The sequence below is a fragment of the Neorhizobium huautlense genome (assembly GCF_030811685.1).
GTDB classification, from domain to species: Bacteria; Pseudomonadota; Alphaproteobacteria; order Rhizobiales; family Rhizobiaceae; genus Neorhizobium; species Neorhizobium huautlense_A.
In genome coordinates, this window is record NZ_JAUSRF010000021.1 from 12,555 (window position 1) to 36,573 (window position 24,019).

At 61.0% G+C, this 24,019-nt stretch carries 23 protein-coding genes; 11 read left to right on the forward strand and 12 right to left on the reverse strand.

From position 1 onward, the window contains the following. Positions 1 to 34: 34 nt before the first annotated feature. On the reverse strand, positions 35 to 2,725 hold the full coding sequence (locus J2T09_RS23340) for a bifunctional diguanylate cyclase/phosphodiesterase (protein ID WP_306839103.1): 2,691 nt from the start codon (positions 2,723 to 2,725) through the stop codon (positions 35 to 37). Between the two features lie 232 nt (positions 2,726 to 2,957). Between J2T09_RS23340 and J2T09_RS23345 the strand changes: the two genes are divergently transcribed. Together J2T09_RS23345 and leuA are read left to right on the forward strand one after the other, a co-directional pair. Beyond that, positions 2,958 to 4,139 (forward strand): benzoate/H(+) symporter BenE family transporter, encoded by a 1,182-nt coding sequence (locus J2T09_RS23345; protein ID WP_306839105.1) that lies wholly within the window; start codon positions 2,958 to 2,960, stop codon positions 4,137 to 4,139. 351 nt (positions 4,140 to 4,490) lie between these two features. Next, positions 4,491 to 6,197, forward strand: coding sequence for a 2-isopropylmalate synthase (gene leuA, locus J2T09_RS23350; protein ID WP_306839107.1), 1,707 nt, complete (start codon positions 4,491 to 4,493; stop codon positions 6,195 to 6,197). A gap of 73 nt (positions 6,198 to 6,270) precedes the next feature. On the opposite strand, the gene J2T09_RS23355 is transcribed toward leuA, so the two are convergent. From J2T09_RS23355 to J2T09_RS23365, 3 genes are all read right to left on the reverse strand, one after another. Further along, positions 6,271 to 7,101: an anti-sigma factor family protein gene (locus J2T09_RS23355; protein WP_306839108.1), complete on the reverse strand. Its 831-nt coding sequence runs from the start codon at positions 7,099 to 7,101 to the stop codon at positions 6,271 to 6,273. A 3-nt stretch (positions 7,102 to 7,104) separates the two neighbouring features. Continuing rightward, complete coding sequence (locus tag J2T09_RS23360) at positions 7,105 to 7,560, reverse strand: sigma factor (RefSeq protein ID WP_306839110.1); 456 nt, start codon at positions 7,558 to 7,560, stop codon at positions 7,105 to 7,107. Between the two features lie 104 nt (positions 7,561 to 7,664). Then, a complete protein-coding gene (locus tag J2T09_RS23365; RefSeq protein WP_306839111.1) occupies positions 7,665 to 8,636 on the reverse strand; it encodes a metallophosphoesterase family protein in 972 nt (323 codons plus the stop codon). 42 nt (positions 8,637 to 8,678) lie between these two features. Here J2T09_RS23365 and J2T09_RS23370 point away from each other — a divergent pair, with 42 nt between their 5' ends. Together J2T09_RS23370 and J2T09_RS23375 are read left to right on the forward strand one after the other, a co-directional pair. Further along, entirely contained in the window at positions 8,679 to 9,167 is a 489-nt protein-coding gene (locus J2T09_RS23370) for an NUDIX domain-containing protein (RefSeq protein ID WP_306839113.1), read from the forward strand. A gap of 89 nt (positions 9,168 to 9,256) precedes the next feature. Then, on the forward strand, positions 9,257 to 9,415 hold the full coding sequence (locus J2T09_RS23375) for a hypothetical protein (RefSeq protein ID WP_306839115.1): 159 nt from the start codon (positions 9,257 to 9,259) through the stop codon (positions 9,413 to 9,415). 29 nt (positions 9,416 to 9,444) lie between these two features. On the opposite strand, the gene J2T09_RS23380 is transcribed toward J2T09_RS23375, so the two are convergent. Then, positions 9,445 to 10,434, reverse strand: a complete 990-nt coding sequence (locus tag J2T09_RS23380) for a glutathione S-transferase family protein (RefSeq protein WP_306839118.1) — start codon at positions 10,432 to 10,434, stop codon at positions 9,445 to 9,447. Between the two features lie 259 nt (positions 10,435 to 10,693). Between J2T09_RS23380 and J2T09_RS23385 the strand changes: the two genes are divergently transcribed. Further along, positions 10,694 to 11,209 carry a GNAT family N-acetyltransferase gene (locus J2T09_RS23385; RefSeq protein WP_306839120.1) on the forward strand — a complete coding sequence of 172 codons (516 nt, stop codon included), beginning with the start codon at positions 10,694 to 10,696 and terminating at the stop codon, positions 11,207 to 11,209. A gap of 80 nt (positions 11,210 to 11,289) precedes the next feature. Next, positions 11,290 to 12,600 (forward strand): MFS transporter, encoded by a 1,311-nt coding sequence (locus tag J2T09_RS23390; RefSeq protein ID WP_306839122.1) that lies wholly within the window; start codon positions 11,290 to 11,292, stop codon positions 12,598 to 12,600. A gap of 20 nt (positions 12,601 to 12,620) precedes the next feature. Here the strand turns inward: J2T09_RS23390 and J2T09_RS23395 are convergent, their stop codons facing one another. The 5 genes from J2T09_RS23395 to J2T09_RS23415 all read right to left on the reverse strand — a co-directional run bounded on the left by J2T09_RS23395 (position 12,621) and on the right by J2T09_RS23415 (position 20,057). Further along, on the reverse strand, positions 12,621 to 13,040 hold the full coding sequence (locus J2T09_RS23395; protein ID WP_306839124.1) for a GNAT family N-acetyltransferase: 420 nt from the start codon (positions 13,038 to 13,040) through the stop codon (positions 12,621 to 12,623). Positions 13,041 to 13,132: 92 nt separating this feature from the next. Continuing rightward, a complete protein-coding gene (locus tag J2T09_RS23400) occupies positions 13,133 to 15,199 on the reverse strand; it encodes a hypothetical protein (RefSeq protein WP_306839126.1) in 2,067 nt (688 codons plus the stop codon). Positions 15,200 to 15,211: 12 nt separating this feature from the next. Beyond that, positions 15,212 to 18,088 (reverse strand): DUF4159 domain-containing protein, encoded by a 2,877-nt coding sequence (locus tag J2T09_RS23405; protein ID WP_306839128.1) that lies wholly within the window; start codon positions 18,086 to 18,088, stop codon positions 15,212 to 15,214. Further along, positions 18,085 to 19,017, reverse strand: a complete 933-nt coding sequence (locus tag J2T09_RS23410; protein WP_306839131.1) for a DUF58 domain-containing protein — start codon at positions 19,015 to 19,017, stop codon at positions 18,085 to 18,087. Before J2T09_RS23410 ends, J2T09_RS23405 begins: the two co-directional genes overlap by 4 nt. Positions 19,018 to 19,043: 26 nt before the next feature. Beyond that, the gene (locus J2T09_RS23415) at positions 19,044 to 20,057 is read right to left on the reverse strand and encodes an AAA family ATPase (protein WP_306839133.1); all 1,014 of its coding nucleotides are present in this window, start codon (positions 20,055 to 20,057) and stop codon (positions 19,044 to 19,046) included. 183 nt (positions 20,058 to 20,240) lie between these two features. Here J2T09_RS23415 and J2T09_RS23420 point away from each other — a divergent pair, with 183 nt between their 5' ends. The 3 genes from J2T09_RS23420 to J2T09_RS23430 are packed head-to-tail and all read left to right on the forward strand — an operon-like array spanning position 20,241 to position 22,770. Beyond that, positions 20,241 to 20,864 (forward strand): DUF1285 domain-containing protein, encoded by a 624-nt coding sequence (locus J2T09_RS23420; protein WP_306839135.1) that lies wholly within the window; start codon positions 20,241 to 20,243, stop codon positions 20,862 to 20,864. After that, positions 20,861 to 21,496: a CoA pyrophosphatase gene (locus J2T09_RS23425; protein ID WP_306839137.1), complete on the forward strand. Its 636-nt coding sequence runs from the start codon at positions 20,861 to 20,863 to the stop codon at positions 21,494 to 21,496. The genes J2T09_RS23420 and J2T09_RS23425 overlap by 4 nt, the downstream gene beginning before the upstream one ends. Beyond that, positions 21,493 to 22,770 carry a CCA tRNA nucleotidyltransferase gene (locus tag J2T09_RS23430; protein ID WP_306839138.1) on the forward strand — a complete coding sequence of 426 codons (1,278 nt, stop codon included), beginning with the start codon at positions 21,493 to 21,495 and terminating at the stop codon, positions 22,768 to 22,770. The genes J2T09_RS23425 and J2T09_RS23430 overlap by 4 nt, the downstream gene beginning before the upstream one ends. Here the strand turns inward: J2T09_RS23430 and J2T09_RS23435 are convergent. Continuing rightward, on the reverse strand, positions 22,767 to 22,958 hold the full coding sequence (locus tag J2T09_RS23435) for a DUF1059 domain-containing protein (protein WP_306839140.1): 192 nt from the start codon (positions 22,956 to 22,958) through the stop codon (positions 22,767 to 22,769). The two genes, J2T09_RS23430 and J2T09_RS23435, sit on opposite strands and share 4 nt — an antisense overlap. Before the next feature lie 195 nt (positions 22,959 to 23,153). Here J2T09_RS23435 and J2T09_RS23440 point away from each other — a divergent pair, with 195 nt between their 5' ends. Next, positions 23,154 to 23,408 (forward strand): type II toxin-antitoxin system Phd/YefM family antitoxin, encoded by a 255-nt coding sequence (locus J2T09_RS23440; RefSeq protein ID WP_306839143.1) that lies wholly within the window; start codon positions 23,154 to 23,156, stop codon positions 23,406 to 23,408. Beyond that, a complete protein-coding gene (locus J2T09_RS23445) occupies positions 23,405 to 23,677 on the forward strand; it encodes a Txe/YoeB family addiction module toxin (RefSeq protein ID WP_306839145.1) in 273 nt (90 codons plus the stop codon). Before J2T09_RS23440 ends, J2T09_RS23445 begins: the two co-directional genes overlap by 4 nt. 13 nt (positions 23,678 to 23,690) lie before the next feature. Here J2T09_RS23445 and J2T09_RS23450 read toward each other — a convergent pair whose 3' ends face one another. Beyond that, positions 23,691 to 23,948, reverse strand: coding sequence for a hypothetical protein (locus tag J2T09_RS23450; protein ID WP_306839147.1), 258 nt, complete (start codon positions 23,946 to 23,948; stop codon positions 23,691 to 23,693). Positions 23,949 to 24,019: the final 71 nt, after the last annotated feature.

The window sequence follows — 24,019 nt, forward strand, 5'->3', positions numbered from 1 at the left end:
CGGGGGATTTTTTATGTCCGTAGATGGTGGCTGATCACGCCGAATGGCGGGCGTGGGAAAAGAGGTCGCCGCGTTCCGCCTGCCAGTTTTCGGCAAATTCCACGAAAGATTCGGCACACATCGGTTTTGCGAAGGCATAACCCTGCAGAACGTGACATCCGAGATTGCGCAGGATTTCGACATGCTCCGTCGTTTCGACGCCTTCCGCGACGATCTCGATGCCCTGGCTGCGGCCGATCTCGATGATCGAGGCCACAAGACGGTGTTGCGAACCGGAAGCCTGCAGCGGCATGATCAATCGGCGGTCGATCTTCAGGCGTTTGGGGTCGAGATCGAGCAAGCTGACAATCGAGGCATGGCCTGAGCCAAAGTCATCGATCTCGATATCGATACCGAGTTTTTTCAGCTGGCCGATGACCGAGCGCAGTGCCTTGTCCTGACCATCGAAGGAAATCGATTCCAGAAGTTCGAAGGACAGGCTGCCCTTGGGGATGTTGAGGCTTTCAACCTGCGCAAGCAGGGTTTCGTCTTTCAGGCGCTGCGCCGAGACATTGACCGACACATGCGGGATGTTGAGGTCGCGGGCCCGCCAGCGGGTGGCCTGGAACAGCGCTTTCTGCAGGATGATGGCGTCGATATCGCCCGAGCGATGAAGCCCCTCGGCGATATCGAGGAACTTGTCTGGCGTGAGGATGCCGCGGGTCGGATGTTGCCAGCGTGCCAGCGCTTCGACGCCGACGATATCGAGCGTCTGCGCATCGAACTGCGGCTGGAAGAAGGGTACGATCTGATCGTTCTCGATCGCCACCAGCAGCTCGTCGGAGCTGCGCTTGGTGTGGATGGCGGCCAGCAGCAGGTTTTCCGAAAAGATCTCGGCACGGTTGCGGCCGCGTTTCTTCGCTTCGTACAGGGCGACATCGGCATTGATCAGCAATTGCCGCGGATCCTCGCCTGCTGCCGTCTGTACCGCGACGCCGGCACTGCAGCCGACATGGCATTCATGCCCATCGATAACGATCGGCGTCGCCAGTGTTTTGACAATGGCGCGGCCCAGTTCCATCGCGCGTTCTTCCGGCTCGGCACCGCTGGTGACGAGAACGAATTCATCACCGCCGATACGCGAGGCGAATTCGTCGCCATGGAGAAGGGTCTGCAGCCGGGTCGTCGCCTGGCGCAGCACTTCGTCGCCGGCGGCATGGCCAAGCGTATCGTTGACTTCCTTGAAGCGATCCATGTCGAAATGGATGAAGGCCAGCTTGTGATTGGGGGAGGGCGAGCCGGATGCATCCATGAACTGGTCTAGGAAGCGGCGGTTCGGCAATCCGGTCAGGGCGTCGTGCAGAGACTGGTGTTCCAGCGTGCGGCGGGTGGCGCGCAACTGTTCGTTCTGTGCCTCGGCGCGGGTGCGGGCGTCGCGCAGTTCCGTCTGCAAAGTGATATCGCGGGTGACATCCCAATTGGCGCCGACCAGTCGCTCGATGCCGCCCTTGGTCATGTAGGACTTGCCGTTCGAGCGGATATGACGGATTTCGCCATCCGGCGTGACGATCCTGAATTCGGGCGTGTAGGGCACGGAGTTGTCCGGCCTGTTCAGGATCAGGGCCTCGATGGCTTCGATATCATCGGGATGAACACGTCTGCGCCAGTCTTCGTAGGAGAATATGTCGCGGTCCTCCGGCGCGGCATAGAGCTCGCGAAGTCGGCGGTCCCAGAACATGCGTTGAGTAGACGGTTCGTATTCCCACACGCCGACTTCCGATGCCTCAAGAGCAAGGGCGAGGCGATGATGCAGCCCTTCGAGCTGTTCTTCGCGTTGCTCCAGCGTTTCGACGTGGCCATGGCGCTGGCGCATCAACAGGCCGACCCAGATCATCGGGGCAATGACGGCGATGCCGATCAGGGCGCCATAGACATAGAGTTTGCCGATCCGCGGTGGTGTGGTCTGCCAACCGGCCTTCGGCACAGCCGCCAGATACCAGGTATCGTAACCGAGTTCGATCGTCGTGCGCACCGTATCCTGCGAGAACAGGGAGACATCGCCGAAAAACGCATCCCTGGCTTTCGGATGCGGACGGCGGGCGATGGTGATGTCCAGCTGTTGCCGCTGTGTGGTGATATCGCTGTCGCGCAGCAGGCGATCGACATCGATGACGGTGGAAATGATGCCCCAGAAATGACCGTTGGACGCGGTGAAGACCGGATAACGGGCAAACAGGCCCATGCTGCCGCCCTGAACCAGAGTGACCGGTCCGGCCACCGTCGTCTTGCGGCGCTTGATGGCTTCGAAGACAGAACCGGCCCGCTTGGGATCGGCCTGGTAATCCTGTCCGAGGATTTCCCTGTTTTCGGCAAGCGGATAGATCATCCGCACGACGAGATCGGGCGCGGCGGCAACATTCTTCAGCTGCGAGGGATTGGAGAAGATGTTTTCGGCAAGCGTTGCAAACTGTGCCTGGGTGATGGATGGATTGGACGAAATGGCCGCGACCAGACCCTGGATTAGATTGACATTGCCATGGATGTTGGTTTCCAGTTTCGCGGCAACCTGTGACAGTTGCTCCGACGCTGCAAGCCGTTGTGCGGACTGGAACCGCTCATGCTCGTCCTGGACCGCGCGCACAAAACCCAAGGCCACGATCATCACGACCAGGACGGTCGGCAGAAAGTAGCCCAGGTGGTACAGACGGCCGGAAAAGAGCGTTTTGAGCGTGGTCGTCGACGACAATAGAAACATCCAAATGTTCGATGAAATATGTCGGCAATATCGGGTAGAGAATTTAATTTATTCTGATGTTTGTTTGTCGGAACTGATATGCCCGCATGTATAAGGCGGCGCTGATGTTTCAGGCTGTGGAAAAGCTTTCTGTTCGGTCGGCGTACCCGAGCGTCTTCGGGCGGACTTGCCTGCCGTCAAATCCTGTGCTCCTGCTGTCTCCCTCTAGAGACGGATCCCCCCGATGCTGAAAGACTTTTCCGTACCCGCTCTGCTGATGGGCCTGTTGACCGCGTTTGTCGGTTTCGTCAGTTCCTTTGCCGTCATCGTGCAGGGGCTTGGCGCGATGGGCGCCACGCCCGATCAGGTGGCATCAGCGCTGCTTGCCGTCTGCGTGGCGCAGGCCGTGTTGGCCGTATTCTTTTCGGTTCGCCATCGCATGCCGATCATGATGGCGTGGACGACGCCGGGCGGCGCGCTTCTGGCAACGACCGGCATGATCGAGGGCGGATTTCCGGCGGCTGTGGGTGCCTTTGTCATCTGCGGCCTGCTGATTGCGCTGACAGGATTGTTTCCGATTTTCGGCCGGGCCGTGCGGCAGATCCCGACGCCGCTTGCCAATGCCATGCTGGCCGGCATTCTGCTGGGCCTGTGCCTTGCGCCGGTCAAGGCCGTGGCCTTCAATCCGTGGTTTGGCCTGCCGATCGTGCTGGCATGGATGCTGGTGGTGACCCGCTGGCGGCTATGGGCGGTGCCCTCGGCACTGGCGGCCTTCATTCTGGTGCTGATTTTCGGCGTCGACCTGCCGTCGGATGCGATGGCGCGGGTCGGAGCCGCCATTCATCCGCAACTGGAATTCGTGATGCCGGTGTTTACCTGGCACGGTTTCGTCTCGGTGGCCCTGCCGCTGTTCATCGTCACCATGGCATCGCAGAACATTCCGGGTATCGCCATCCTCAAAGCGCATGGTTATGAACCGCCGCCGGCGCCATTGTTTGCCTCGACGGGTATCTTTTCCAGCATCATTGCGCTGTTCGGCAGCGTGCCCGTCAATCTGGCCGCAATCACCGCTGCGATGTGTGCGAGCGAGGATGCGCATCCCGATGCGAAGCGGCGTTACTGGGCGGCGATCGTCGGCGGCAGCGCCTATATCGTGCTTGGCCTGATCACCGGCGGCATCATCGCCTTCGTGTCACTGGCGCCGCCGATCCTGCTGCAGGCGGTGGCGGGGCTCGCCCTGATCGGCGCGCTCTCGAATGCGGCACATGCCGCCTTTCATGACCCGGCGGCACGGGAAGCGGCGGCGATCACCTTTCTGGTGACAGCGTCGGGAACGACCTTTGCGGGCATTTCCGGGGCTTTCTGGGGGCTGGTGGCCGGTGGGCTGATGCTGGCTTTGCAGCGGGTGATGAAACGGCCGGTTTGACGTGAGCGTACCAAAAGTCAAAAAGCCGTTCTTGCCACATCCGTTCCTCACCGCTATAGATTCGCCCATGACCATGACAGGCGCGATCATGTTTGACCGTTTTGCCGCCCGCAGCACCGCTGCCGGGGCGACGGTTTTCGCGCCTCTCTCGCTTCTTAGCCTCGACCTTACACTCGGTTGCCGGGTCCGTTGAGGAGCGCCCGGCGGCCGACAAAGCCCGCCGGCGTAAGTGCTCCTCGCATCAAATCCCTGAAATGAAATAGGACCATAAGGTCCAGAATCCGCAGTCGGAATGCCGTTGATGGCATCGAGCAGATTGCTCCTGCGGAGAGTGAGCGAAGGACGAAAGACATGGACAGCAAGATTTCCGCATCCAACAAGGGCATGCAGTCGGCAGGCGTAAAATACCGCCCGTATCCGGCCATCAACATTCCTGATCGCACATGGCCCTCGAAGGCGATTGAGAAGGCTCCGATCTGGTGTTCCGTCGATCTGCGCGACGGCAACCAGTCGCTGGTCAACCCGATGGGCCATGACCGCAAGGCACGCATGTTCAAGCTGTTGCTGGACATGGGCTTCAAGGAAATCGAGATCGGTTTCCCATCTGCCTCGCAGACCGATTTCGACTTTGCCCGCTGGTGCGTGGAAGAGGGCGGTGTGCCGGAAGATGTGTCCCTGCAGGTGCTGGTGCAGTGCCGTCCGGAACTGATCACTCGCACGTTCGAATCGCTGGAAGGTGCGCACAAGCCGATCATCCATTTCTACAACTCCACGTCAGAATTGCAGCGTCGCGTGGTGTTCGCGAAGGATGTCGGCGGCATCAAGCAGATCGCTGTCGATGCAGCCAAGATGATCACCGACATGGCTGCCAAGGCCGGTGGCGGTTACCGTTTCGAATATTCGCCGGAAAGCTTTACCGGTACAGAGCTGGAAGTCGCTCTGGAGATCTGCAACGCGGTCATCGCTGAAGTGAAGCCGACGGCCGATAACAAGCTGATCCTCAACCTGCCGTCCACCGTCGAAATGGCGACGCCCAACATCTATGCCGACCAGATCGAATGGATGTGCCGCAATATCGACAACCGCGAAAACGTCATCATCTCGGTGCATCCGCACAATGACCGTGGCACGGGCATTGCCGCGACCGAACTGGCATTGATGGCCGGCGCCGACCGTGTCGAAGGCACGCTGTTCGGCAATGGCGAGCGCACCGGCAATGTCGACGTCGTGACACTCGCCTTGAACATGTTCACGCAAGGCATTGATCCGGAACTGGATTGCTCCGACATCGAACGTATCAAGGACGTCTACGAATATTCTAATGAAATGGTCATTCCGGAACGTCACCCTTACGTCGGGGAACTGGTCTATACCGCCTTTTCCGGCTCGCACCAGGATGCCATCAACAAGGGCATGAAGGCCATCAAGGTTGCCAACCATCCGGTCTGGGAAGTGCCTTACCTGCCGATCGATCCGCAGGATGTCGGCCGCTCCTATGAGGCGATCATCCGCATCAACTCGCAGTCGGGCAAGGGCGGTATCGCCTACATTCTGCAACAGGATTACGGCATCAACCTGCCGCGCAATCTGCAGGTGGAGTTCCGCGAGGAAATCCAGCGCATCACCGACGAAGAGGGCAAGGAGCTTTCTTCCAAGCGCATCTATGAGCGGTTCATCGAGCGTTATGTCGAGCAGCCTGAAGGTCGCCTGAAATTCATCGATCACCAGACCTTTCCGGCCGGTCTCGAGCACAAGGGCGTGCGCGTCGTTTCCGCCGAGATCACCGATAATGGCGTGGTGAAGACGATCGAGGGCAAGGGCACCGGTCCGATCGACGGCTTCATCAACGCGCTGTCCAACTATCTCGGCATCGAGCTGTCGGTGAACGACTATTCCGAACATTCGCTGCAGCACGGTTCGAACGCATCGGCCATCGCTTATGTGGACATGCAGCATCCGGGCGGAAAGCTGTTCGGTGCCGGCGTGAACACAAACATTGTCGCGGCATCGCTAGAAGCGATCGTTTCGGCGGCCAACCGGGTGATTGCCCAGCGCTGATCGTTGTCAGGAAGATTGAAACCAAAACGGCCCGGAATCACTTCCGGGCCGTTTTGTTTGAATATTGCAAATGTCAGATCTGGCCTGCCACCTTTGCGGCGATGGCATCGAGGGCCGGATCGGCCGATGGACCGGTGACGACATAATCCGTCTGGTCGCGATGCCATGCAATCAGGCCGATATCGTCGCGGATCTGTTCGGCCATGTTCTGTTCGTTGCCGATGAGGTTGCGGCCGAAGCAGATGGATATGACATTGCCGTCCTCGTCGCGGTAGACGAGTTGTCCGACGGGCCGTCCGGCTGCGGAAAACAGGCGCCCGCCGAGAAAATCCAGCTTGTCGGCGCTCAGATCCGGTACGCGGAAGGAGACACCGGTATTGGCCATCAACCAGTCGACCAGATGCGGGCTGTCGGACGCCGGCACTTCGACGAGGTGATCCGTCTGGCGTGAAAAGACCCGGTGATGGGTGGCAATGTCTTCCAGCCAGCCGCTGGTGACGGGCATGGCAAGCTGGGCAAAGGTTTCCATCTGCGGCCGGCTGCCGATCATGTAGCCGATGCCGCCGGCGGCCAGCACGAGCAAGGCGCAGGCCGCGTATGCCTGACGCTGTGTCGGCTTGAATTGAAAAGCGGGGCGCTGCGCCTGCGGCAGGCGCACGGCCTTGCGTGGCGGCGTCGCGGTCTTGATATTGCGCACCAGCGTCAGCGGCACCGGCTCGCGCAGAACTTCGGCAAAAGCGTGCATGCCGAAATCCGTTCCCCGCCGCATGTCGTCCTGCTCGGCCCGCAATTGCGGGTCAGTGGCCAGGCGTGCGTCGAGTTCGGCCTGTTCTGCCTCGCCGAGTTCACCATCCAGTGCGGAAGAGAGGTGTGTGTCCAGAGCTGCGTCGCGCTTATGCGGCATTGATCAGGCTCTCCGCTCGGCGTTGTCGACGGTCAGGCCGGCAAAATGCTGACGCGCGAGAAGCATGTTGGCGGCAACGGTTTCCGTATCTACCGCGAGAACCTCGGCGGCCTGAGCGTGGCTGTGTTCTTCCACGGCAACGAGCAGAAAGCTCGCCGCCGCCATGGCCGGAAGGCTGAGAATGCTCTGATGCTGCGCGAAGCCGTTTGCCTGCGCGTCCTCGCCACGGAACGTATTCTTTTTCGAGTCTTCGCCCCACGCAGTGCGAATGAGCGAAAACACCCAGCTTTCCAACCGGGTTTCCTGTGCGAATTGCGGTGCATTCAGCACCGCGCGGGCACAGGCCCGACGCACCAGTTCATCGACCGCAGCGGGCTGCCCGCAATAGGCCAGCGCAAAACGGCGCAGCCGTGGCAGGAGCGTTACGAGATCGCGTCTGATGTCTGTCGGGTCAGTCATGTCCGTCCGATGCATTGAGAGGGTGGTCTGGCATGGGAATGGGGAGAATTTGCGATATCAGAACATTTAAGGCTTTCGCCAAGCTGTAATATGGCGCCAGCCGGTCATGTGGATAACTGCGGCACCACTTCCGGCAACGGCATTGTCGGTGTCTGGCGCGGGTCATGGCCATAGAACAGTCTGGTGTGATCGAGCCCGATTGCGTCTGCGGCTTCGGTTAGCCCGTGACGTTCGCAAATCAGGTTCCATGCACCGGGCTCGCCGGTCAGCGTGAAAAGATTGTAGGCCGCGCGCGGCTTGTGTCCGCCCGGACCTTGTGAGGCCGATGCAATGCCGACGACCGGGATCTGCCCGCCGCTGTGGGTTTTCAGGAAATGGACGGTGTCGAGATGGGTGTGACCGTGCAGGATCAGTTCGGCACCGCCCATTGACATGGCCGCGTTGAAGCGGCGGATGCCGATCATCCGCTTGTGGCGCGCGGCGGCACCTCTGATGGGCGGATGATGAATAAGGACGACGCGAAAAAGACCTTCTTCACCGGCTTTTTTCAGGAGTTCGACGGTTTCACGCGCTTGTCGTGAGCTGAAAAAACCGGTGGCGGAAAAGGGTGGTGTCGCCAGCGAGGTTGAACAGCCGATGATCGCGATCGGTCCGCGACGGCGGTAGGTCGGAAAAACGTGGTCGTCGTCCGGCCAGTCCTTCGGGCTGTCGTCGCCGGCGATGAACGGGTACCAGCGCTTGACCGATTTGTCGTGCGCGCCGGGCACATAGGCATCGTGATTGCCGGGAACAACGGTGGTTGCCAGCGGTTCGCCAACGCTTTCCAGCCATTCTCCCGCCAAGCGGATTTCGATATCGGTCGCAAGGTTGACGAGATCGCCGGTGATCATCAGGTGGTCCGGGTGGTGATCTCTGATGTCGCTGAGCAGCAGATCCAGCGTGTTGACAAGCAGATGCTTGCGCCGGTTGCGGTGCCAGTTGATGAAGCCGGTTATCCGCTTGGAAAACAGCTCGCGCAAGGTTAACTGCGGAAGTGGGCCGAGGTGGATGTCGGAAATATGCGCGAACCTGTACATGGGGTCATGACATAGGGCTGTCTGGCCCAAGGAGCAAGCTTGATGAGTGACGAAGGCGTCCCGGAAATTTCCCGTAAAAGCACGCGAATGATGGTGTGGTTGCTGCACCGTTATTTCCTGCTGACCCGCAGCATGACGCTTGGCGTGCGGGCGGCGTGTTTCGATGATGAGGGGCGGATATTCCTGGTGCGCCATACCTATGTGCCGGGCTGGTATCTTCCAGGTGGTGGTGTCGAGCGTGGCGAAACAGTGCAGGCGGCGCTTGCGAAGGAATTGCACGAAGAAGGGAACCTGGAAATTCTTGGGAAGCCACAGCTTTTTTCAAGCTATTTCAATCGTAATGCCAGCAAGCGCGATCATGTTCTTTTGTATCGCGTGAATGTCAAGCAGACTTCTGTGCGTTTACCTGACAAGGAGATCGCGGAGAGCGGTTTTTACTCTCTCGACGCTTTGCCGGAAGGGATCACCAAGTCAACCTTGAAGCGTTTGAAAGAATTATCCGGCAAAATAGAAGTTGAAGACTACTGGTAGGATACTTAAGTCGATACATATTCAGCTAGCGGTTGCTTGCAACTGTAGGTGTCATTGATCATCATGTCCTAATAAGCGGGGAGCTGGACATGACCAAAATCGAGATGGCGATCGACCACCTGATGGCGACGCACAAGCTGGCAGTGCAGGAGCACGAGGTGATGCTGGCCTATTTCATCGGCCTTGCATTGGAAGAAGCGAGAGAGGAGCTGGCGCGCCGCCGCAGGACGCGCGTCGCGCTCAACTGAGCAAAATCCCGCTGCCCGGTTCGGTGCCTCTATCTGGTCCCCACTACACTTTCGCGTGTGTGGGGCAGGGAGAGGTCCATGGCAGGACCTGCCGGCACGATGCCGGTCGGGTTGATCGTCTTGTGGCTGCGGTAATAGTGGCCCTTGATGTGCTCCATGTTCACCGTATCGGCGATGCCCGGCTGCTGGTAGAGATCGCGCAGGTACCCTAAGAGATTGGGGTAATCGGCGATGCGGCGGATATTGCACTTGAAATGGCCGACATAGACCGGATCGAATCGCACAAGGGTGGTGAACAGCCGCCAGTCGGCTTCCGTTGTCTTGTCCCCGAACAGGTAGCGGCTTGAAGACAGCCGCTCTTCCAGCATGTCCAGCGTTTCGAACAGTTTGACGACGGCCTCTTCATAGGCGTCCTGCGTGGTGGCGAAACCGGCGCGATAAACGCCGTTGTTGACGGTGGTGTAAATGACCGCGTTCAGGGCATCGATCTCTTCGCGCAGGCCTTGCGGATAAAAATCCTCCGTCGAGCCGGTCAGGCCGTCGAAGGCGGTGTTGAACATGCGGATGATTTCCGCGCTTTCATTGGAGACGATGGTCTGCTGCTGCTTGTCCCACAGGACGGGCACCGTGACGCGGCCGGAATAGTTCGGATCGGCCTTCAGATAGATCTGGTAGAGATAATCGAGGCCAAAGAGATCGTCGCCGGTGGCGCCTGCCGGCTTTTTGAACTCCCAGCCGTTTTCCAGCATCAGATAATCCACGACCGACACGGAGATCAGGTCCTCGAGTTTCTTCAGCTTGCGAAAAATCAGCGTGCGGTGCGCCCAGGGGCAGGCCAGCGACACATAGAGGTGGTAACGTCCGGCCTCGGCCTTGAAGCCGGCCTGGCCCGTGGGGCCGGCAGATCCATTCGATGTCAGCCAGTTGCGGAACTGGGATTGCGACCGTTCGAACCGGCCCTTGGTCGCCTTGGTATCGTACCACACGTCCTGCCACTTGCCGTCGACGAGCATGCCCATGATGAAATCCTTGTGTGTCCTTTTGGTGTAGATACGACAACAGCCAGGAATATCGAGGCATGAAATTGCGAACGCTGTGTTTTTAGATTGGACGGGCGAAAAAAATCCTGCTACCCGGCTTTTCATAATTTTTCGGAAACCACACTTCATGACCCAAGCCAGAGCCCTGCGACGACGCTGATCCTCCGACAAGACGCTTATCAAGCGTCAACGAGATCACTTGTCCTGTCCGCTCTTTTTTCTACGGCTTCGGTTCATCATGGCTCCGCAACTCCTCGCAAAGCACGACCTCGTTTACCTCACGGAAGACGCATCTCATGACGACGTCATCGAACTGATAAATGCCGAGGCTTTTGGGCCCGGCCGGTTCGTCAAGGCGGCGGCACGTATCCGCGAGCAGGGGCCGCATGACCGGTCGCTGTCCTTCGTCTGCACCGATTATGGTGAAACCATCGGTTCGGTGCGGATGACGCCGGTTCTGGCCGGGGCTGTGAAGGCGCATATGCTTGGGCCCTTGGCCGTGCGGCCTTCCCACAAGAACATGGGCATCGGCCGGGAACTGGTGCGCATCGCCATTGAGGCGGCGCGGCGCAAGGGGTCTGAAGGTGTGATCCTTGTCGGTGATCCGCCCTATTATATGCCGCTCGGCTTCGAGAAAGTGCCTTGTGGCGCGCTGGAATTCCCAGGTCCCGTCGATCCCGGTCGCGTGTTGATCGTGCCGATGGCATCTGATCTCACCGAACGGTTACACGGCAAAATCGGCTGGCGCCCGTAAATCAAACCCTCTAAATCTTGCCGCGCATCACGTCGGGCGAAACGTCGCCGACGGATAATGCGCGCCGGAGGGGCTTTGGAATGACGGGAATTTCCATCGATGCGGCTTTGGATCGGGCAGGGACGGGGGCCTATCAGCGCCGCCTGCTCGGAATTTTTGGCCTCGTGTGGACAGCCGATGCCATGCAGGTTCTGGCGGTCGGTTTTACCGCCGCCTCGATTGCCAAGAGTTTTGGCCTGACGGTGCCGCAGGCCTTGCAGGCCGGCACTCTGTTCTTTCTCGGCATGCTGATCGGCGCTGCCGTCTGCGGCAAGCTGGCGGATCGTTACGGCCGCCGTCGTGTGCTGATCTTCACCGTCTGCTGTGACGCTCTGTTCGGCACGCTTGCCGTGTTTTCTCCCGATTTCACCAGCCTCGTCGTTTTGCGTTTCCTCACCGGTTTTGCCGTTGGTGGTACGCTTCCCGTCGATTACGCCATGATGGCGGAATTCTTGCCGGCGAAAAACCGCGGGCGCTGGTTGGTCATGCTCGAAGGTTTCTGGGCTATCGGTACGCTGATCGTGGCGCTGACGGCATGGGCCGTAAGCCTTGCCGGTCTGGAAGACGGCTGGCGCTACATTCTTGCCATCAACGCGGTGCCGGCGATCATCGGCATCGGCTTGCGTTTTCTCGTGCCGGAATCGCCGCTCTATCTTCTGCGCAGCGGGCGCGGGGAGGAGGCAAAAACCGTTCTCAACCAGATCCTGTCCGGCAATGGCAAGCCGCCGCTTGGGCCGGAACTCACCATTGTCAGTCCGCCACCGGTCAAGAACATCGGTCTGTTTTCGCCAAAACTGCGCCAGCGCAGCATCATGATGCTGGCGATCTGGTTCCTCGTGTCGATTTCCTATTACGGCGTCTTCACCTGGATGCCGCCGAAACTGGCGGCGGACGGATTTGGTTTTGTGCGCGGTTACGGCTTTCTGGTCCTGGTCGCGCTGGCCCAATTGCCGGGTTATGCGCTGGCCGCTTACGGTGTCGAGGCATGGGGAAGGCGGCCGACGCTGGTGGCCTTCTGCCTGCTTTCGGCGCTGGGCTGCCTTTTGTTCGTGGTCGGTAGTGGCATCATGATCGGAGCCGCGTTGCTGCTAATGAGCTTTGCGCTGCTCGGGACCTGGGGTGCGCTTTACGCCTACACGCCGGAACTTTATCCGACCGCATCGCGTGCCACCGGCATGGGGGCGGCGGGCGCGATGGCAAGGCTCGGAGGTCTTCTGGCGCCGTCGCTGATGGCGCTGGTGATTTCCGATGGGCTTGTGCTGGCGATCGGCATATTTGCCGGTCTGCTGGTGGTGGCCGCGGCTGCGGCGCTGATGATCGATGCCGAAACCAAGGATCTTTCGCTGACCTGATGTGATCCGTCAGTTGGGCGTCAGAGCGTTTTCGACAGCCATGTCAGCCCGTTGCCGGCACTGAACGGGCCGACACCGCCGGCGATTTCATAGCCGTATTTCCGATAGGCGGCCACGGCGTCGGGGTTCATGCTGTCGATATAGGCGCCGGTGCAGCCGCGCGCCTTGGCTTCGGCTTCTGCCTTGGAAAGCAGTTTCCCGGCCAGACCCTGACCGCGCAGGTGTTCGGGGATGAACAGCATCTGCGTGTAAAGCCAGCCGCGGCCGGTTTTGCCGATCAGCCCGCCTTCGATCTTCCCATCTGCATCACGCAGAAAAATGCCGATATTGGTGAATTCCGGCTGGCCGAAACGGGCGACATTGTAGGCGACGAGGCTGTCATGGATGAGTTTTTCATCCTCAGGCGCCCACGTGTCGGAAATTGTCAGTTCGTGGTCCACGCTGTTCTCCCCATCGCATCTTTGCCATCGGCGATACCAGAGCGTTGGGGCAGGCGTAAAGTGCCCGCCGTTATGGCGGACATTGCGTCGGGTCAGCGGCCTTCGCGCCACCACATGGCGGAGACGGCCAGCAGCAGGGCGGCAAGGCCTGCAAAACCGGCGAACAACGGCAGCGTGTTGATGCCGCGCAGCACGGTTTCATCGGTCATGCGGATGGTCATGCGGTTGGCATCGGCGACACGCACGGCACCGCGCACCGGCAGAATATCGGGCAGGCGGATACCGTCCTCACTGGCAACGCGGGTGACGAGACCACGGGTCTGTTGCGCATAGGGCGCCAGCGTCTCTTCGGTCGAGACCATGGCCTTGAACTCCGGCGCATCGACGGCACCGACGTGAACGAGCGTTGAAAACTCGCCGTTCGAGACTTCGAACAGGCCGGTTTCATCCATGCGCTTTTCGAGCCTGTAGAGGCCGGGGCCGGACTGGGTAAATGGCAGGCTTTCCGTCTTGCCCGACGGATATTTTATCGTTGCCGGACCCGGATCGTCGCCGATCGTCTGGCGGGTGGCTTCCAGCGTACGGCCGGATGCACGAGCCGTGAGCGCTTCCTCTTCCAGTTCCGGTTCCTTCATCAGCCAGTGGGCGATGCGTCTATAGAGATCCACATGCGGGCCGCCACCTTCGAAACCGCGCGCCCACAGCCAGCCCTGATCGGAGAGCAGCATGGCGACACGGCCTTCGCCCTGTCGGTTGAGGACGAGGAGGGGGCGATCACCATCGCCTTCCATCACCGTCTGGCCGCGCGGCTGGGAAACATCGACGGTGCGGAACCAGCGGCCCCAGGCCGGCGGATTTTGAGTCGCGCCTTCAAGGCCGCGTGTGACCGGGTGTTTCTGGCCGGCGGCAGAGAGGTGTGGATAGAAGCCGGCATTGTGCATTTCGCCCGTCGGCGACGCGGGCAGGACCTGTTCCAGCGGCGTCGAGGCGATCGAATCCTGCCCGGCATGTTCCGGACCGGCGGCGATCAGCAGCGCACCGCCCTTTTCGACATATTGGGCGATGTAATCGTAATAGAGGATCGGCAGCACGCCGCGGTGCTGATAGCGGTCGAAAATGATCAGATCGAAATCGTTGATCTTTTCGACGAACAGTTCGCGGGTGGGGAAGGCGATCAATGAGAGTTCGTTGATCGGTGTACCATCCTGCTTTTCCGGCGGACGCAGAATGGTGAAGTGGACGAGATCGACGGAAGCATCGGATTTCAGCAGGTTGCGCCATGCGCGTTCGCCGGCATGCGGTTCACCGGAGACGAGCAGCACGCGGAGATTCTGGCGGATGCCATCAATGACATGGACGGCGCGGTTGTTGGCAGTGGTGACTTCGCCGGGAAGCGCCGCGACCGAAAATTCCATGACATTGTTGCCGCCGCGCGGCACGGTGAAGCTGAATGGTGTTTCGGCACCCGGAGCAGCCTGCAGGGTCGTGACCTGTTCGCCGTTGATGCGCACCGTTACCTCGGCCGAGCCTCCCTGTTGACGGCCGTCGTCGAAGACGCGCAGCGTCATGTCCTGACGTTCGCCGACAATGCCGAAACGCGGGGCCTTCACCACTTCGATGCGGCGGTCGAATTCATCCGGCTGGCCGGTGATCAGGCCGTGGATCGGAGCGTCGAAACCGAGATCCTGATTGATGCCGGGCATGTCGTGAATCTGGCCGTCGGACAGGAAAATGGCACCACCGACGCGACCGGGCGGTACGTCGGAGAGCGCTGCCGAGAGTGCGCCAAAAAGCTGGGTGGAAGGCGAGTCGGAATCCGGGTTGTCGTTGACCTCGACGATACGCGGCTCGATGCGGGGGAAACGCGACAGGCGTTCCTTCAGGCCTTCCAAAGCCTGTTCGGTCTGCTCGGTGCGGTTGGCGGTCTCCTGGCTCTGCGAGCGATCGACGATGACCGGCACGATGGTCGACAGCTGGTCGCGGTCTTCCTGCGTCAGCAGCGGATTGGCGATGGCGAGCAGCAATGCCACGAGCGCAAGAGCGCGTAAAAGAGCGCCGCGCAGGCCGCGCCACAGGCTCAAGACGACGAGAATGGCGGCAAACACGCCGAGGCCGGCGAGGATGGGCCATGCGAAGAAGGGGGCGAATTCGATGGTCATCGGTAGCTCCCTTTATTGTCCGAGACGTTCGAGTAGGGCGGGCACATGCACCTGGTCGGCTTTGTAATTGCCGGTCAGCATGTACATCATGATGTTCACGCCGCTTCTGAACGCGTGTTCGCGCTGCATGTCGTCCGGCGGCACGGTCGGCAACACGGAATTTCCCTGCGTATCCACGGCCCATGCACCGGCAAAATCATTGCCGGTGATCAGGATCGGGGTCACGCCGTCGCCGGAAGACGAGAGGCCGGTGCCCTGATTGCGGGCATCCTGACGAGCTTCCACCCAAAGCGGGCTGCCATTGTAGCGGCCGGGGAAATTGTTGAGCAGGTAGAAGGAGCGGGCGAGAACGTGGTCGTTCGGCGTCGGTTCCAGCGGCGGGATATCGATATTGGCGAGGATCTGCTGCAGGCGTTCGCCATTGGGGCTGGTGCCGCCGCTATTGTCGAGTGAGCTGAACTGGTCACGGGTGTCGAACAGCACCGTGCCGCCGCTGCGCATGTAGGCGTCTATGCGGGAAATGGCGGCGGCCGACGGCATGGGGGCGGTGGCGGATACCGGCCAGTAGATGATCGGGTAGAAGGACAGTTCGTCCTTGGTGATATCGACGCCAACCGGCGCTCCGGGTTCCAGCGTGGTGCGATAGGTCATGAACTGACCGAGCCCATCCAGACCCTGTTCGGAAATGCGGTCGACATCGCCTTCGCCGGTGATGACATAAGCGAGATGGGTGGTGTCGAGGCGTTCGAGAATGGCCTCGTCGCCGGGTTTTGCGTGTTCGATCGGGGCGTTCGGATCGGGCGTCTGCTGGCTGGCTGCCGGGGGGGCGGGCTGCTGTGGCGTCTGGGCGTGCAGATCACCGGTCGGAGCGAAGGCAAACGCGCCGACCATCACGGCTAGCATGGCGGCGGAACGGCTGGCGCGGGGCAGGCGGGCAAAACCACCGTTCATGAACAGCACGATCAGCGTATCGAGGAGCAGCATGAAGAAGGCCGCGGCAAACAAGGCCGGGCGCAGTGACCATGCTTCACCACCGGCAAGACCCTGCCGGACGATCGGGAAAGTCGCGGCAGAGGGATCGAAGGGCGCAAGTGTGGTGTTGGCGGGCAGCAGGTTCACAGCGGTAAAACCTTCCTCCGAGCCGTAAAGGCCGGGGGGATTGTCGAGGCTGGCGACCGGCGTGACGCCGACCTTGACGGCCAGTGGACGGGCGCTGCCGACTTCGGTGGAGAGAATGCCGTCAGCGGTCAACAGGCGGTAGGGCGGCAGAGCCGGGGCACCTGCAGCGCCTGCCTGCGGTTCGGCGGCACCACCGGCGCGCGACAACTGTACGAGACGGCGCAGCATTTCGACAAAATTGCCGGAGATCGGCAGGTTCGACCATGTCGCATCGGCGCTGACATGGAACAGCACGATACGGCCGGCCTCGACATCGCGGGTGGTGACAAGAGGCGTGCCATCGGCAAGGCTTGCCCATGTGCGTTCGTTGAGATCCGGCGTCGGTTCGGCCAGAACCTGTCGCCGTACGGTTACATCTGTCGGCGACGCCATGCCTGCAAACGGGCCGAAATTCGGGAAGGCGGCGAGCGGCTGCGGCTCCGCCCATGACAGCGCACCACCCAGCGCACGTTCCCCCTGGCGCAGGCGTACAGGCACCAGTGGATCATCGGCGGGGGCGGCGGCAAGGCGCGGGCCGGCAAAACGGATCAGCGTGCCGCCACGGTTCAGCCATTGCTGCAGCGGTGCGTAACTTTCCTCCGGCAGGCGTCCGACATCGGCCATGACAATGGCGGATGGATTGCTGGTGAGGATTTCCCGCAGCGATGCGGCGAGATCGCCACCGCGCGGCTGGATCAGGTCGGCATAGGGTTCGAGCGCGCGGCTGATGTAATAGAGTGGCAGAAGCAGCGGCTGAAAATCATTGCCGCTGTCGCCGGAGAGGAGCGCGATTCGGCGACGCTTGAAGCCGTCGTCGAGCAGATGCGTGGCGCCGGCGGTGGCGATGCCTTCGACCGAGAGACGGGCGAAATCGTTGCGCAGTTCGAACGGGGCGTTGATCGTTGCCGTGGCGGTGTTGGCACCAGCCGCGAAATCGAGCGTGCCGGTGGCGAGCGAACGGCCCTGCTGGTCGAGTGCGTTGACGGAAAAGTTCTGGGCGGTTTCGGTTTTCAGGCGCGTCGCCGCGACCGACATGGCGGCGGCATTGTTGGTGGCGCCGGTGAGGGCCAGCGACTTCTGGCCGTCGCCTTCGATCAGCTGCATGTCTCGCGGTGACAGGCTTGCCAACGCCGTCAGCATGTCGCCATCGGTGGGCGTGGCTATGCCATCGGAAAGGTAAGCGAGCGTGCCGGGCTGCGTGCCGTTCAGCGCTTCGGCCACGGCGCGGGCGGCGCGCAGGCGGTCCGGCACAAGCGGTTTCGGGCGGGCAGCGGCGAGGCGTTCGCGGGCAATAATGGCGCTGGTCGGGACGGCGTCGTGGGTGGCTTCAGCGGTGAAGGTGAGCGAGACCGGGATTTCTGCATCGGCTGCGTCACCGATCATCAGATCGGCGGTCTGCACGCGGCGTTCCCAGTCCTCGGCGCTTGCCCAGCTGTTATCGACGATCATCACCAGTGGACCGCCGGATGCGAGCGGATTGTTGCGCGGGTTGATGACCGGATCGGCAATCGCAAGGATGACGGCGGCGGCGAGCAGGATGCGTAAAAGCGTCAGCCACCACGGGCTTTGCGCCGGGGTTTCCTCGCGTTTCAGCACGGTCGCAAGAATACGCAGTGGCGGAAACACTTCGGAGCGCGGACGCGGCGGTGTGAGCCGCAGCAGCCACCAAATGGCCGGCAGCGCGATCAGCGCGAACAGGATGGCGGGGCTGGCGAAAGCAAAACCACTCATGCGCCCACTCCGGCAGATGTATTCGGCACGATGCGCGGCGGATTGCCGGAGAGATAACCGTGGACGGCACCCAAGGCTTCCGAAGCCAGATGATCGGTGCGGTGGACGATAAAACTCCAGCCCATGCGGCGCAGTGCCTGACCCATGGTTTCGCGGCGCGCCAGATAGGCGGTGCGATAAATCTCGCGCACGGATTCGGCGCGGCCCGATGTCAGCTTTTCGCCGGTTTCGGGATCGGTGAATTCGGTGCGGCCGCTATAGGGAAAGATCTCTTCGGCCGGATCGGCGACTTCGATGACATGACCGCGCAGGCCACGACGGGCGAGCGGCGCGACACGCTGCATGATGCGGTCGGCATCGTCGAGAAAATCGCCGATCAGCACGATATCGCTCGCACCCCGGATCATCTCCGTCTGCGGCAGGCCGGTGGACGGCGGGGCGTGGACCAGCGCCGTCGCCAGCCGTTCGGCGGCGTTGCGGGCAGAGACCGGCTCCATGATGCCCGGACATCCGATGCGCTCACCCGAGCGGGCCAGCACTTCGGCGAGCGCCAGCATCAGCACCAGTGCGCGGCTTTCCTTGGAAACGGAAGCATAGGTGGATTTGTACATCATCGACGGCGACATGTCGGCCCAGAGCCACACGGTGTGGGCGGCTTCCCATTCCTTGTCGCGGATATAGGTATGGTCGTCGCGGGCCGAACGACGCCAGTCGATGCGGGCAAGGCTTTCGCCATCCGCATAAGGCCGGAACTGCCAGAAATTTTCGCCGATGCCGCGCTTGCGGCGACCGTGCCAGCCGGAAATCACCGTGTTGGCGATGCGGCGGGCCTCGACCATGCAGTCAGGCACGAGTATGGCCCGCTGGCGGGCACGGCTGAGGATTTCTGCGCTCGGCGTCTGGTCGACGATCTCACCGATGGATGCCACGCGTATTCCTTTCGGTCGAGACGGCGTCAGCCGCGAACCTGTTTTGCCAGGCCGGAAATCACATCACGCACGGTCATGCCTTCGGCGCGGGCCGAGAAGGTGAGCGCCATGCGGTGCTGCAGGACGGGTTCGGCAAGGGCTGCGATATCATCCAGCGACGGGGCAAGGCGGCCTTCGTAAAGCGCGCGGGCGCGGGCGCAAAGCATGAGCGCCTGACCGGCGCGCGGACCGGGACCCCAGGCGACGTGACGGTCGGTCATGGTATTGCCGTGGCCGGGGCGGGCGGAGCGGACGAGCGAGAGGATGGCATCGACAACCTTGTCGCTGACCGGCATCTGGCGGATGAGCGACTGGATTTCGAGCAGGCGGGCGGCATCGATGACGCCGGATGCGGTGGCTTCGGATATGCCGGTCGTGCCGAGCAGGATCTGTCGTTCGGCGTCGAGTTCCGGGTAAAGCACATCCACCTGCAGCAGAAAGCGGTCGAGCTGGGCTTCCGGCAGCGGATAGGTGCCTTCCTGCTCCAGCGGGTTCTGGGTGGCGAGAACGTGGAACGGGCCGGGCAGGTCATAACGCTGGCCGGCGACGGTAACGTGATATTCCTGCATCGACTGCAGAAGTGCCGACTGGGTGCGCGGCGAGGCGCGGTTGATTTCGTCGGCCATCAAAAGCTGGGCGAAAACCGGTCCCTTGACGAAGCGGAAGGAACGGCGGCCGTTGTCGTCCTGATCCATCACTTCGGTGCCGAGAATGTCTGATGGCATCAGGTCGGGCGTGAACTGGATACGGTTGCCATCGAGGCCCAAAACGGTGCCGAGCGTGGTGACGAGCTTTGTCTTGGCGAGGCCCGGCACGCCGACCAGCAGCGCATGACCGCCGGACAGAACGGCGAGAAGGGTGTTTTCGACCACCTGCTCCTGACCAAAGATCACCTTGCCGACTTCGGCGCGAATGGCGGCGATATCGGACAGCGCCTTTTCGGCTGAGGCGATGATGGCTTTTTCATCGAGTGGAGTTTCTGTGGACGTCATCACACCCATTTGGGTCTCCATCTATCGGTTTTTGTGCGGCTTCCGCCGAAGCTCGGTTCAGTAATCATATCGGGAATGCTGCACCTGCGCACTATCGCAATGAACTTATTCCCAGTTTGACGGCTGACAAGGACGTCATGAATGACTATCTCGTGACTCTTCTGTCCTTAACGGTGGAACCGGGACACAATCATGGCGACGGAACGGATAAATCAGGCGGCGGATGCCGCAGGTCTTGCGGCGATGATCGCACGTGCTTCCGAGCAGACGGGCGAAGGCGCACGCGGCCTGCCGCCGGTGGAACGCTGGAATCCGCCATTCTGCGGCGATCTCGACATGGAAATCCGCGCCGACGGCACATGGTTCTACATGGGCACACCGATCGGCCGCGCGCCGCTGGTGCGGCTGTTTTCCACGGTTCTGCGCAGGGACGAGGACGGAAAAACCTATCTCGTCACGCCTGTGGAAAAGGTCGGTATCCGCGTCATCGACGCGCCTTTCGTGGCGGTTGAGATGCAGGTGGGGGAACGGGAAGGTGCTGCCATCCTAACCTTCCGGACCAATGTCGGCGATGTGGTGGAGGCTGGTGCCGATAATCCGCTGCGATTCGAGATATCAGGTGAGAACCGCGAACTGAAACCCTATCTTCTGGTGCGTGGCCGGCTGGAGGCGCTGGTGTCGCGGGCCGTGATGTATGATCTGGTCGCGCTTGGCGAAACGCAGGATGTCGACAGTGTGGCGATGTTCGTGATCCGCTCCGGCGGCACGGTGTTCCCGGTCATGCCGCAGGCCGAACTGGATGCGCTTGTCCAATGACGCAATACCCGCTTTTTTCCGCAGCCGATTTTCGCGCCCGGGCGCAGGACCAGATAGGGCTTCCGCTTGAAGAGGCTTGGAAGGCGCATGGTGATCATGCGCTCAATCCGCTTTTCGTGGCGCGGGCGCAGGAACTGAAACTGCGCGATGCCGCCGTGCTGATCCCCGTTATCGATGATGGCGAAAAGGCCAGTATCATCCTCACCCAGCGCACCACGACCTTGCGAAAACATTCCGGCCAGATCGCCTTTCCGGGCGGCTCCATCGACCCGGAAGACAAGTCGCCGGAAGATGCGGCTTTGCGCGAGGCGGAGGAGGAGATCGGCCTGTCGCGCATGTTCGTGGAGCCGGTCGGACGTCTGCCGACCTATTTTACGCCGACGGGATTCCGCATCACGCCGGTACTTTCGGTGGTGAAGCGCGGTTTCGAGCTGAAACTCAATCCGGCCGAGGTGGATGATGTCTTTGAAGTGCCGCTGCCATTCCTGATGGACGAGGCCAATCACCAGCGCGGCAGCCGTGTTCTCGATGGCGTCGAGCGACATTTTTTCCTGATGCCCTATGGCGAACGCAATATCTGGGGCATTACGGCCGGGATTCTGCGCACGCTCTACGAAAGGCTTTATGCATGACCGGTCCGACACAGAAAAACATCGCCGACGAGGACTGGTTCAACAATCCGGCGCTGAAGCGTGTGCTTGATCTCCTGAACGTTGATGGTGGCGAAACCCGTATCGTCGGTGGTGCCGTGCGCAATGCGCTGATGGGCCTGCCTATCCAGGATGTGGATCTGGCAACGACGCTGCTGCCGGCCGAGACACAGGCGCGGGCGGAAGCGGCCGGCATCAAGTCGGTGCCGACAGGCATCGCCCATGGCACGGTGACGCTGGTGGTCGATGGCCAGCCTTTTGAGGTGACGACGCTGCGGCGGGATGTTTCGACCGATGGCCGTCATGCGGAAGTTGCTTTCGGCACCGACTGGCAGGCCGATGCGGAACGGCGCGATTTCACTATCAATGCGCTGTATGCGGATCGCAACGGTCATGTCGTCGATATGGTCGAGGGTTTGCCGGATATCGAGACGCGCACCATCCGTTTTATCGGCGATGCCGCGACGCGGATCGCTGAGGATCATCTGCGCAGCCTGCGCTTTTTCCGCTTTTTCGCCTATTACGGTTCCGGCCGTCCGGATGCCGACGGTCTGCGTGCCGTTGCCCGCGCCAAGGACAAGCTGTCGACGCTGTCCGCCGAGCGCATCTGGGCGGAAACGAAAAAACTGCTGACCGCCACCGATCCTTCAAGGGCGCTGTTGTGGATGCGCCAGACCGGCGTGCTGACGGAAATTCTGCCCGAGACGGAAAAATGGGGCATCGATGCCATTCATGGCGTGGTGGCAGCGGAAGCGGCGCTGGGCTGGAATCCGGATCCGCTATTGCGGCTGGCGGCTATCGTGCCGGTCGATGCTCCGCGCCTCGCCGATATGGCAAAACGATTGCGCATGGCCAATGCCGAAGCCGTGCGTCTGGAAAATTGGGCGACGGCGCCTGTTCTGCCGGATGAAGTGACCGATGTCGGTTTCGACCGCATTCTCTATCGTGCCGGCCGTGATGGTCTGGTCATGCAATTGAAGCTGGCGCTGGCTTCGGCGCGGGCGAATGCCGAGGGTGATCCCATCACCATGCGCAAGGCGGCGCGTCTATCGGTGCTGGTGACGCGGGCGGAAAACTTTGAGAAGCCGGTGTTTCCGTTGAGCGGCGGCGATGTGATCGCTGCGGGAATGGAGCCGGGGCCGAAGGTTGGCACCCTGCTGGCGGAAATGGAGACGCTCTGGGTCGAGCGCAATTTTTCCCTCGACCGGGCAGCGCTGACCGCCCGGCTGGCAGAGATGGTGGGCAAGGCGGATTAGGCTGCCTTGCTGCCCGGTTCGTCGCGCACACGGGCCTTGATATTATCGACCATGTTTTCGCGGATGAGGGTTTCGCCATGGGCGGAGCGCATGTGCTCGACGGCACGGCGCACCACTTCGGCATCCTCGTCAGCCCGCGTATGCCACTCGCATCCGGGAACCAGCGTTCCGCATTCGAACAGTCTCATGATGTTTCCTCCTTGGACGGGGCAGGGCCGTGTTTTTGTGTTCGGCCTGTCCTCCAAGGATAACTAGGAGCATGGTCGTTGGTTTCCATCGGCTCGCCGATTCAATCTACGATTGATTTTTATCATCTAATGGCAACTTGACGATTTTGGATGGAATCTGTACGTAAATCGGTACATGTTTTGCTGGAGATGATGATGGCAAGCGTTCGCTTCACCGAATTCCGACAGAATTTTGCAACGCATTTCGATGCGGTTCTGGAATCGCGCGCGCCACTGCTGGTGACACGGCAGGGCAAGGAAGCCGTCGTCGTTCTGGCGGAAGGCGAATATGAAAGCCTGCAGGAAACGCTGCATCTTCTTTCCACGCCCGCCAATGCTGATCGTCTGCGGGAAGGCCTCGAACAGTCGCGCGAGGGACAGTTCATAGACAAAGACCCGACCGCCGAATGAAGCTGGTCTGGACGCTGCACGCCTGGAACGATTACGAGTTCTGGCAGCGCAATGATCCCAAAATGGTGGAAAAGATCAACGAGCTGATCAGGAGTGCCAAGCGCACACCGTTTGTCGGCCCGGGAAAACCCGAGCCTCTCAAGGGCGATCTTGCCGGTTTCTGGTCCCGGCGGATTTCAGGCGAACACAGATTCGTCTATCGCCTGGCCGGCAGCGGTGACGACCAGCGGTTGGAAATCCTGCAATGTCGTTTCCACTACCGGAAATAGCGTCTGGTTGTCGCTATTCCGCCAGCGCCCAGGCGTGGAAAACGGAACTGTGTGTCGGTGCGATCGGTCCTTTTGGCAGGTCATTGGTCGCCGGCATCTGTGACGGTTTGCCGGCCAATTGCCGCCGCACCTGCGCGACATAAAAGGAATGCGGGAAATCCGGATCGCTGCGTGCCCGCAGATCGGCCGCCATGCGGTTGACCAATTCCTCGGTGGCAATGCTGCGTTCAGTCTTTTTATGCTGCTGCGGTATGCTCTGCGATGCGACCATGGCGACATCCTCCCTGTGCTACCGGCCTTGACAGCCATCAGGACGCTAGCACCGGAAGATGTGATTTGGAT

Excerpts from the sequence above, each read along its gene's own strand:
- J2T09_RS23345 (WP_306839105.1), top strand. The coding sequence starts at position 2,958 with ATGCTGAAAGACTTTTCCGTACCCGCTCTGCTGATGGGCCTGTTGACC.
- leuA (WP_306839107.1), top strand. The coding sequence starts at position 4,491 with ATGGACAGCAAGATTTCCGCATCCAACAAGGGCATGCAGTCGGCAGGC.
- J2T09_RS23355 (WP_306839108.1), bottom strand. The coding sequence starts at position 7,101 with ATGCCGCATAAGCGCGACGCAGCTCTGGACACACACCTCTCTTCCGCA.
- J2T09_RS23360 (WP_306839110.1), bottom strand. The coding sequence starts at position 7,560 with ATGACTGACCCGACAGACATCAGACGCGATCTCGTAACGCTCCTGCCA.
- J2T09_RS23365 (WP_306839111.1), bottom strand. The coding sequence starts at position 8,636 with ATGTACAGGTTCGCGCATATTTCCGACATCCACCTCGGCCCACTTCCG.
- J2T09_RS23370 (WP_306839113.1), top strand. The coding sequence starts at position 8,679 with ATGAGTGACGAAGGCGTCCCGGAAATTTCCCGTAAAAGCACGCGAATG.
- J2T09_RS23375 (WP_306839115.1), top strand. The coding sequence starts at position 9,257 with ATGACCAAAATCGAGATGGCGATCGACCACCTGATGGCGACGCACAAG.
- J2T09_RS23380 (WP_306839118.1), bottom strand. The coding sequence starts at position 10,434 with ATGGGCATGCTCGTCGACGGCAAGTGGCAGGACGTGTGGTACGATACC.
- J2T09_RS23385 (WP_306839120.1), top strand. The coding sequence starts at position 10,694 with ATGGCTCCGCAACTCCTCGCAAAGCACGACCTCGTTTACCTCACGGAA.
- J2T09_RS23390 (WP_306839122.1), top strand. The coding sequence starts at position 11,290 with ATGACGGGAATTTCCATCGATGCGGCTTTGGATCGGGCAGGGACGGGG.
- J2T09_RS23400 (WP_306839126.1), bottom strand. The coding sequence starts at position 15,199 with ATGACCATCGAATTCGCCCCCTTCTTCGCATGGCCCATCCTCGCCGGC.
- J2T09_RS23405 (WP_306839128.1), bottom strand. The coding sequence starts at position 18,088 with ATGAGTGGTTTTGCTTTCGCCAGCCCCGCCATCCTGTTCGCGCTGATC.
- J2T09_RS23415 (WP_306839133.1), bottom strand. The coding sequence starts at position 20,057 with ATGGGTGTGATGACGTCCACAGAAACTCCACTCGATGAAAAAGCCATC.
- J2T09_RS23420 (WP_306839135.1), top strand. The coding sequence starts at position 20,241 with ATGGCGACGGAACGGATAAATCAGGCGGCGGATGCCGCAGGTCTTGCG.
- J2T09_RS23425 (WP_306839137.1), top strand. The coding sequence starts at position 20,861 with ATGACGCAATACCCGCTTTTTTCCGCAGCCGATTTTCGCGCCCGGGCG.
- J2T09_RS23430 (WP_306839138.1), top strand. The coding sequence starts at position 21,493 with ATGACCGGTCCGACACAGAAAAACATCGCCGACGAGGACTGGTTCAAC.
- J2T09_RS23435 (WP_306839140.1), bottom strand. The coding sequence starts at position 22,958 with ATGAGACTGTTCGAATGCGGAACGCTGGTTCCCGGATGCGAGTGGCAT.
- J2T09_RS23440 (WP_306839143.1), top strand. The coding sequence starts at position 23,154 with ATGGCAAGCGTTCGCTTCACCGAATTCCGACAGAATTTTGCAACGCAT.
- J2T09_RS23445 (WP_306839145.1), top strand. The coding sequence starts at position 23,405 with ATGAAGCTGGTCTGGACGCTGCACGCCTGGAACGATTACGAGTTCTGG.
- J2T09_RS23450 (WP_306839147.1), bottom strand. The coding sequence starts at position 23,948 with ATGGTCGCATCGCAGAGCATACCGCAGCAGCATAAAAAGACTGAACGC.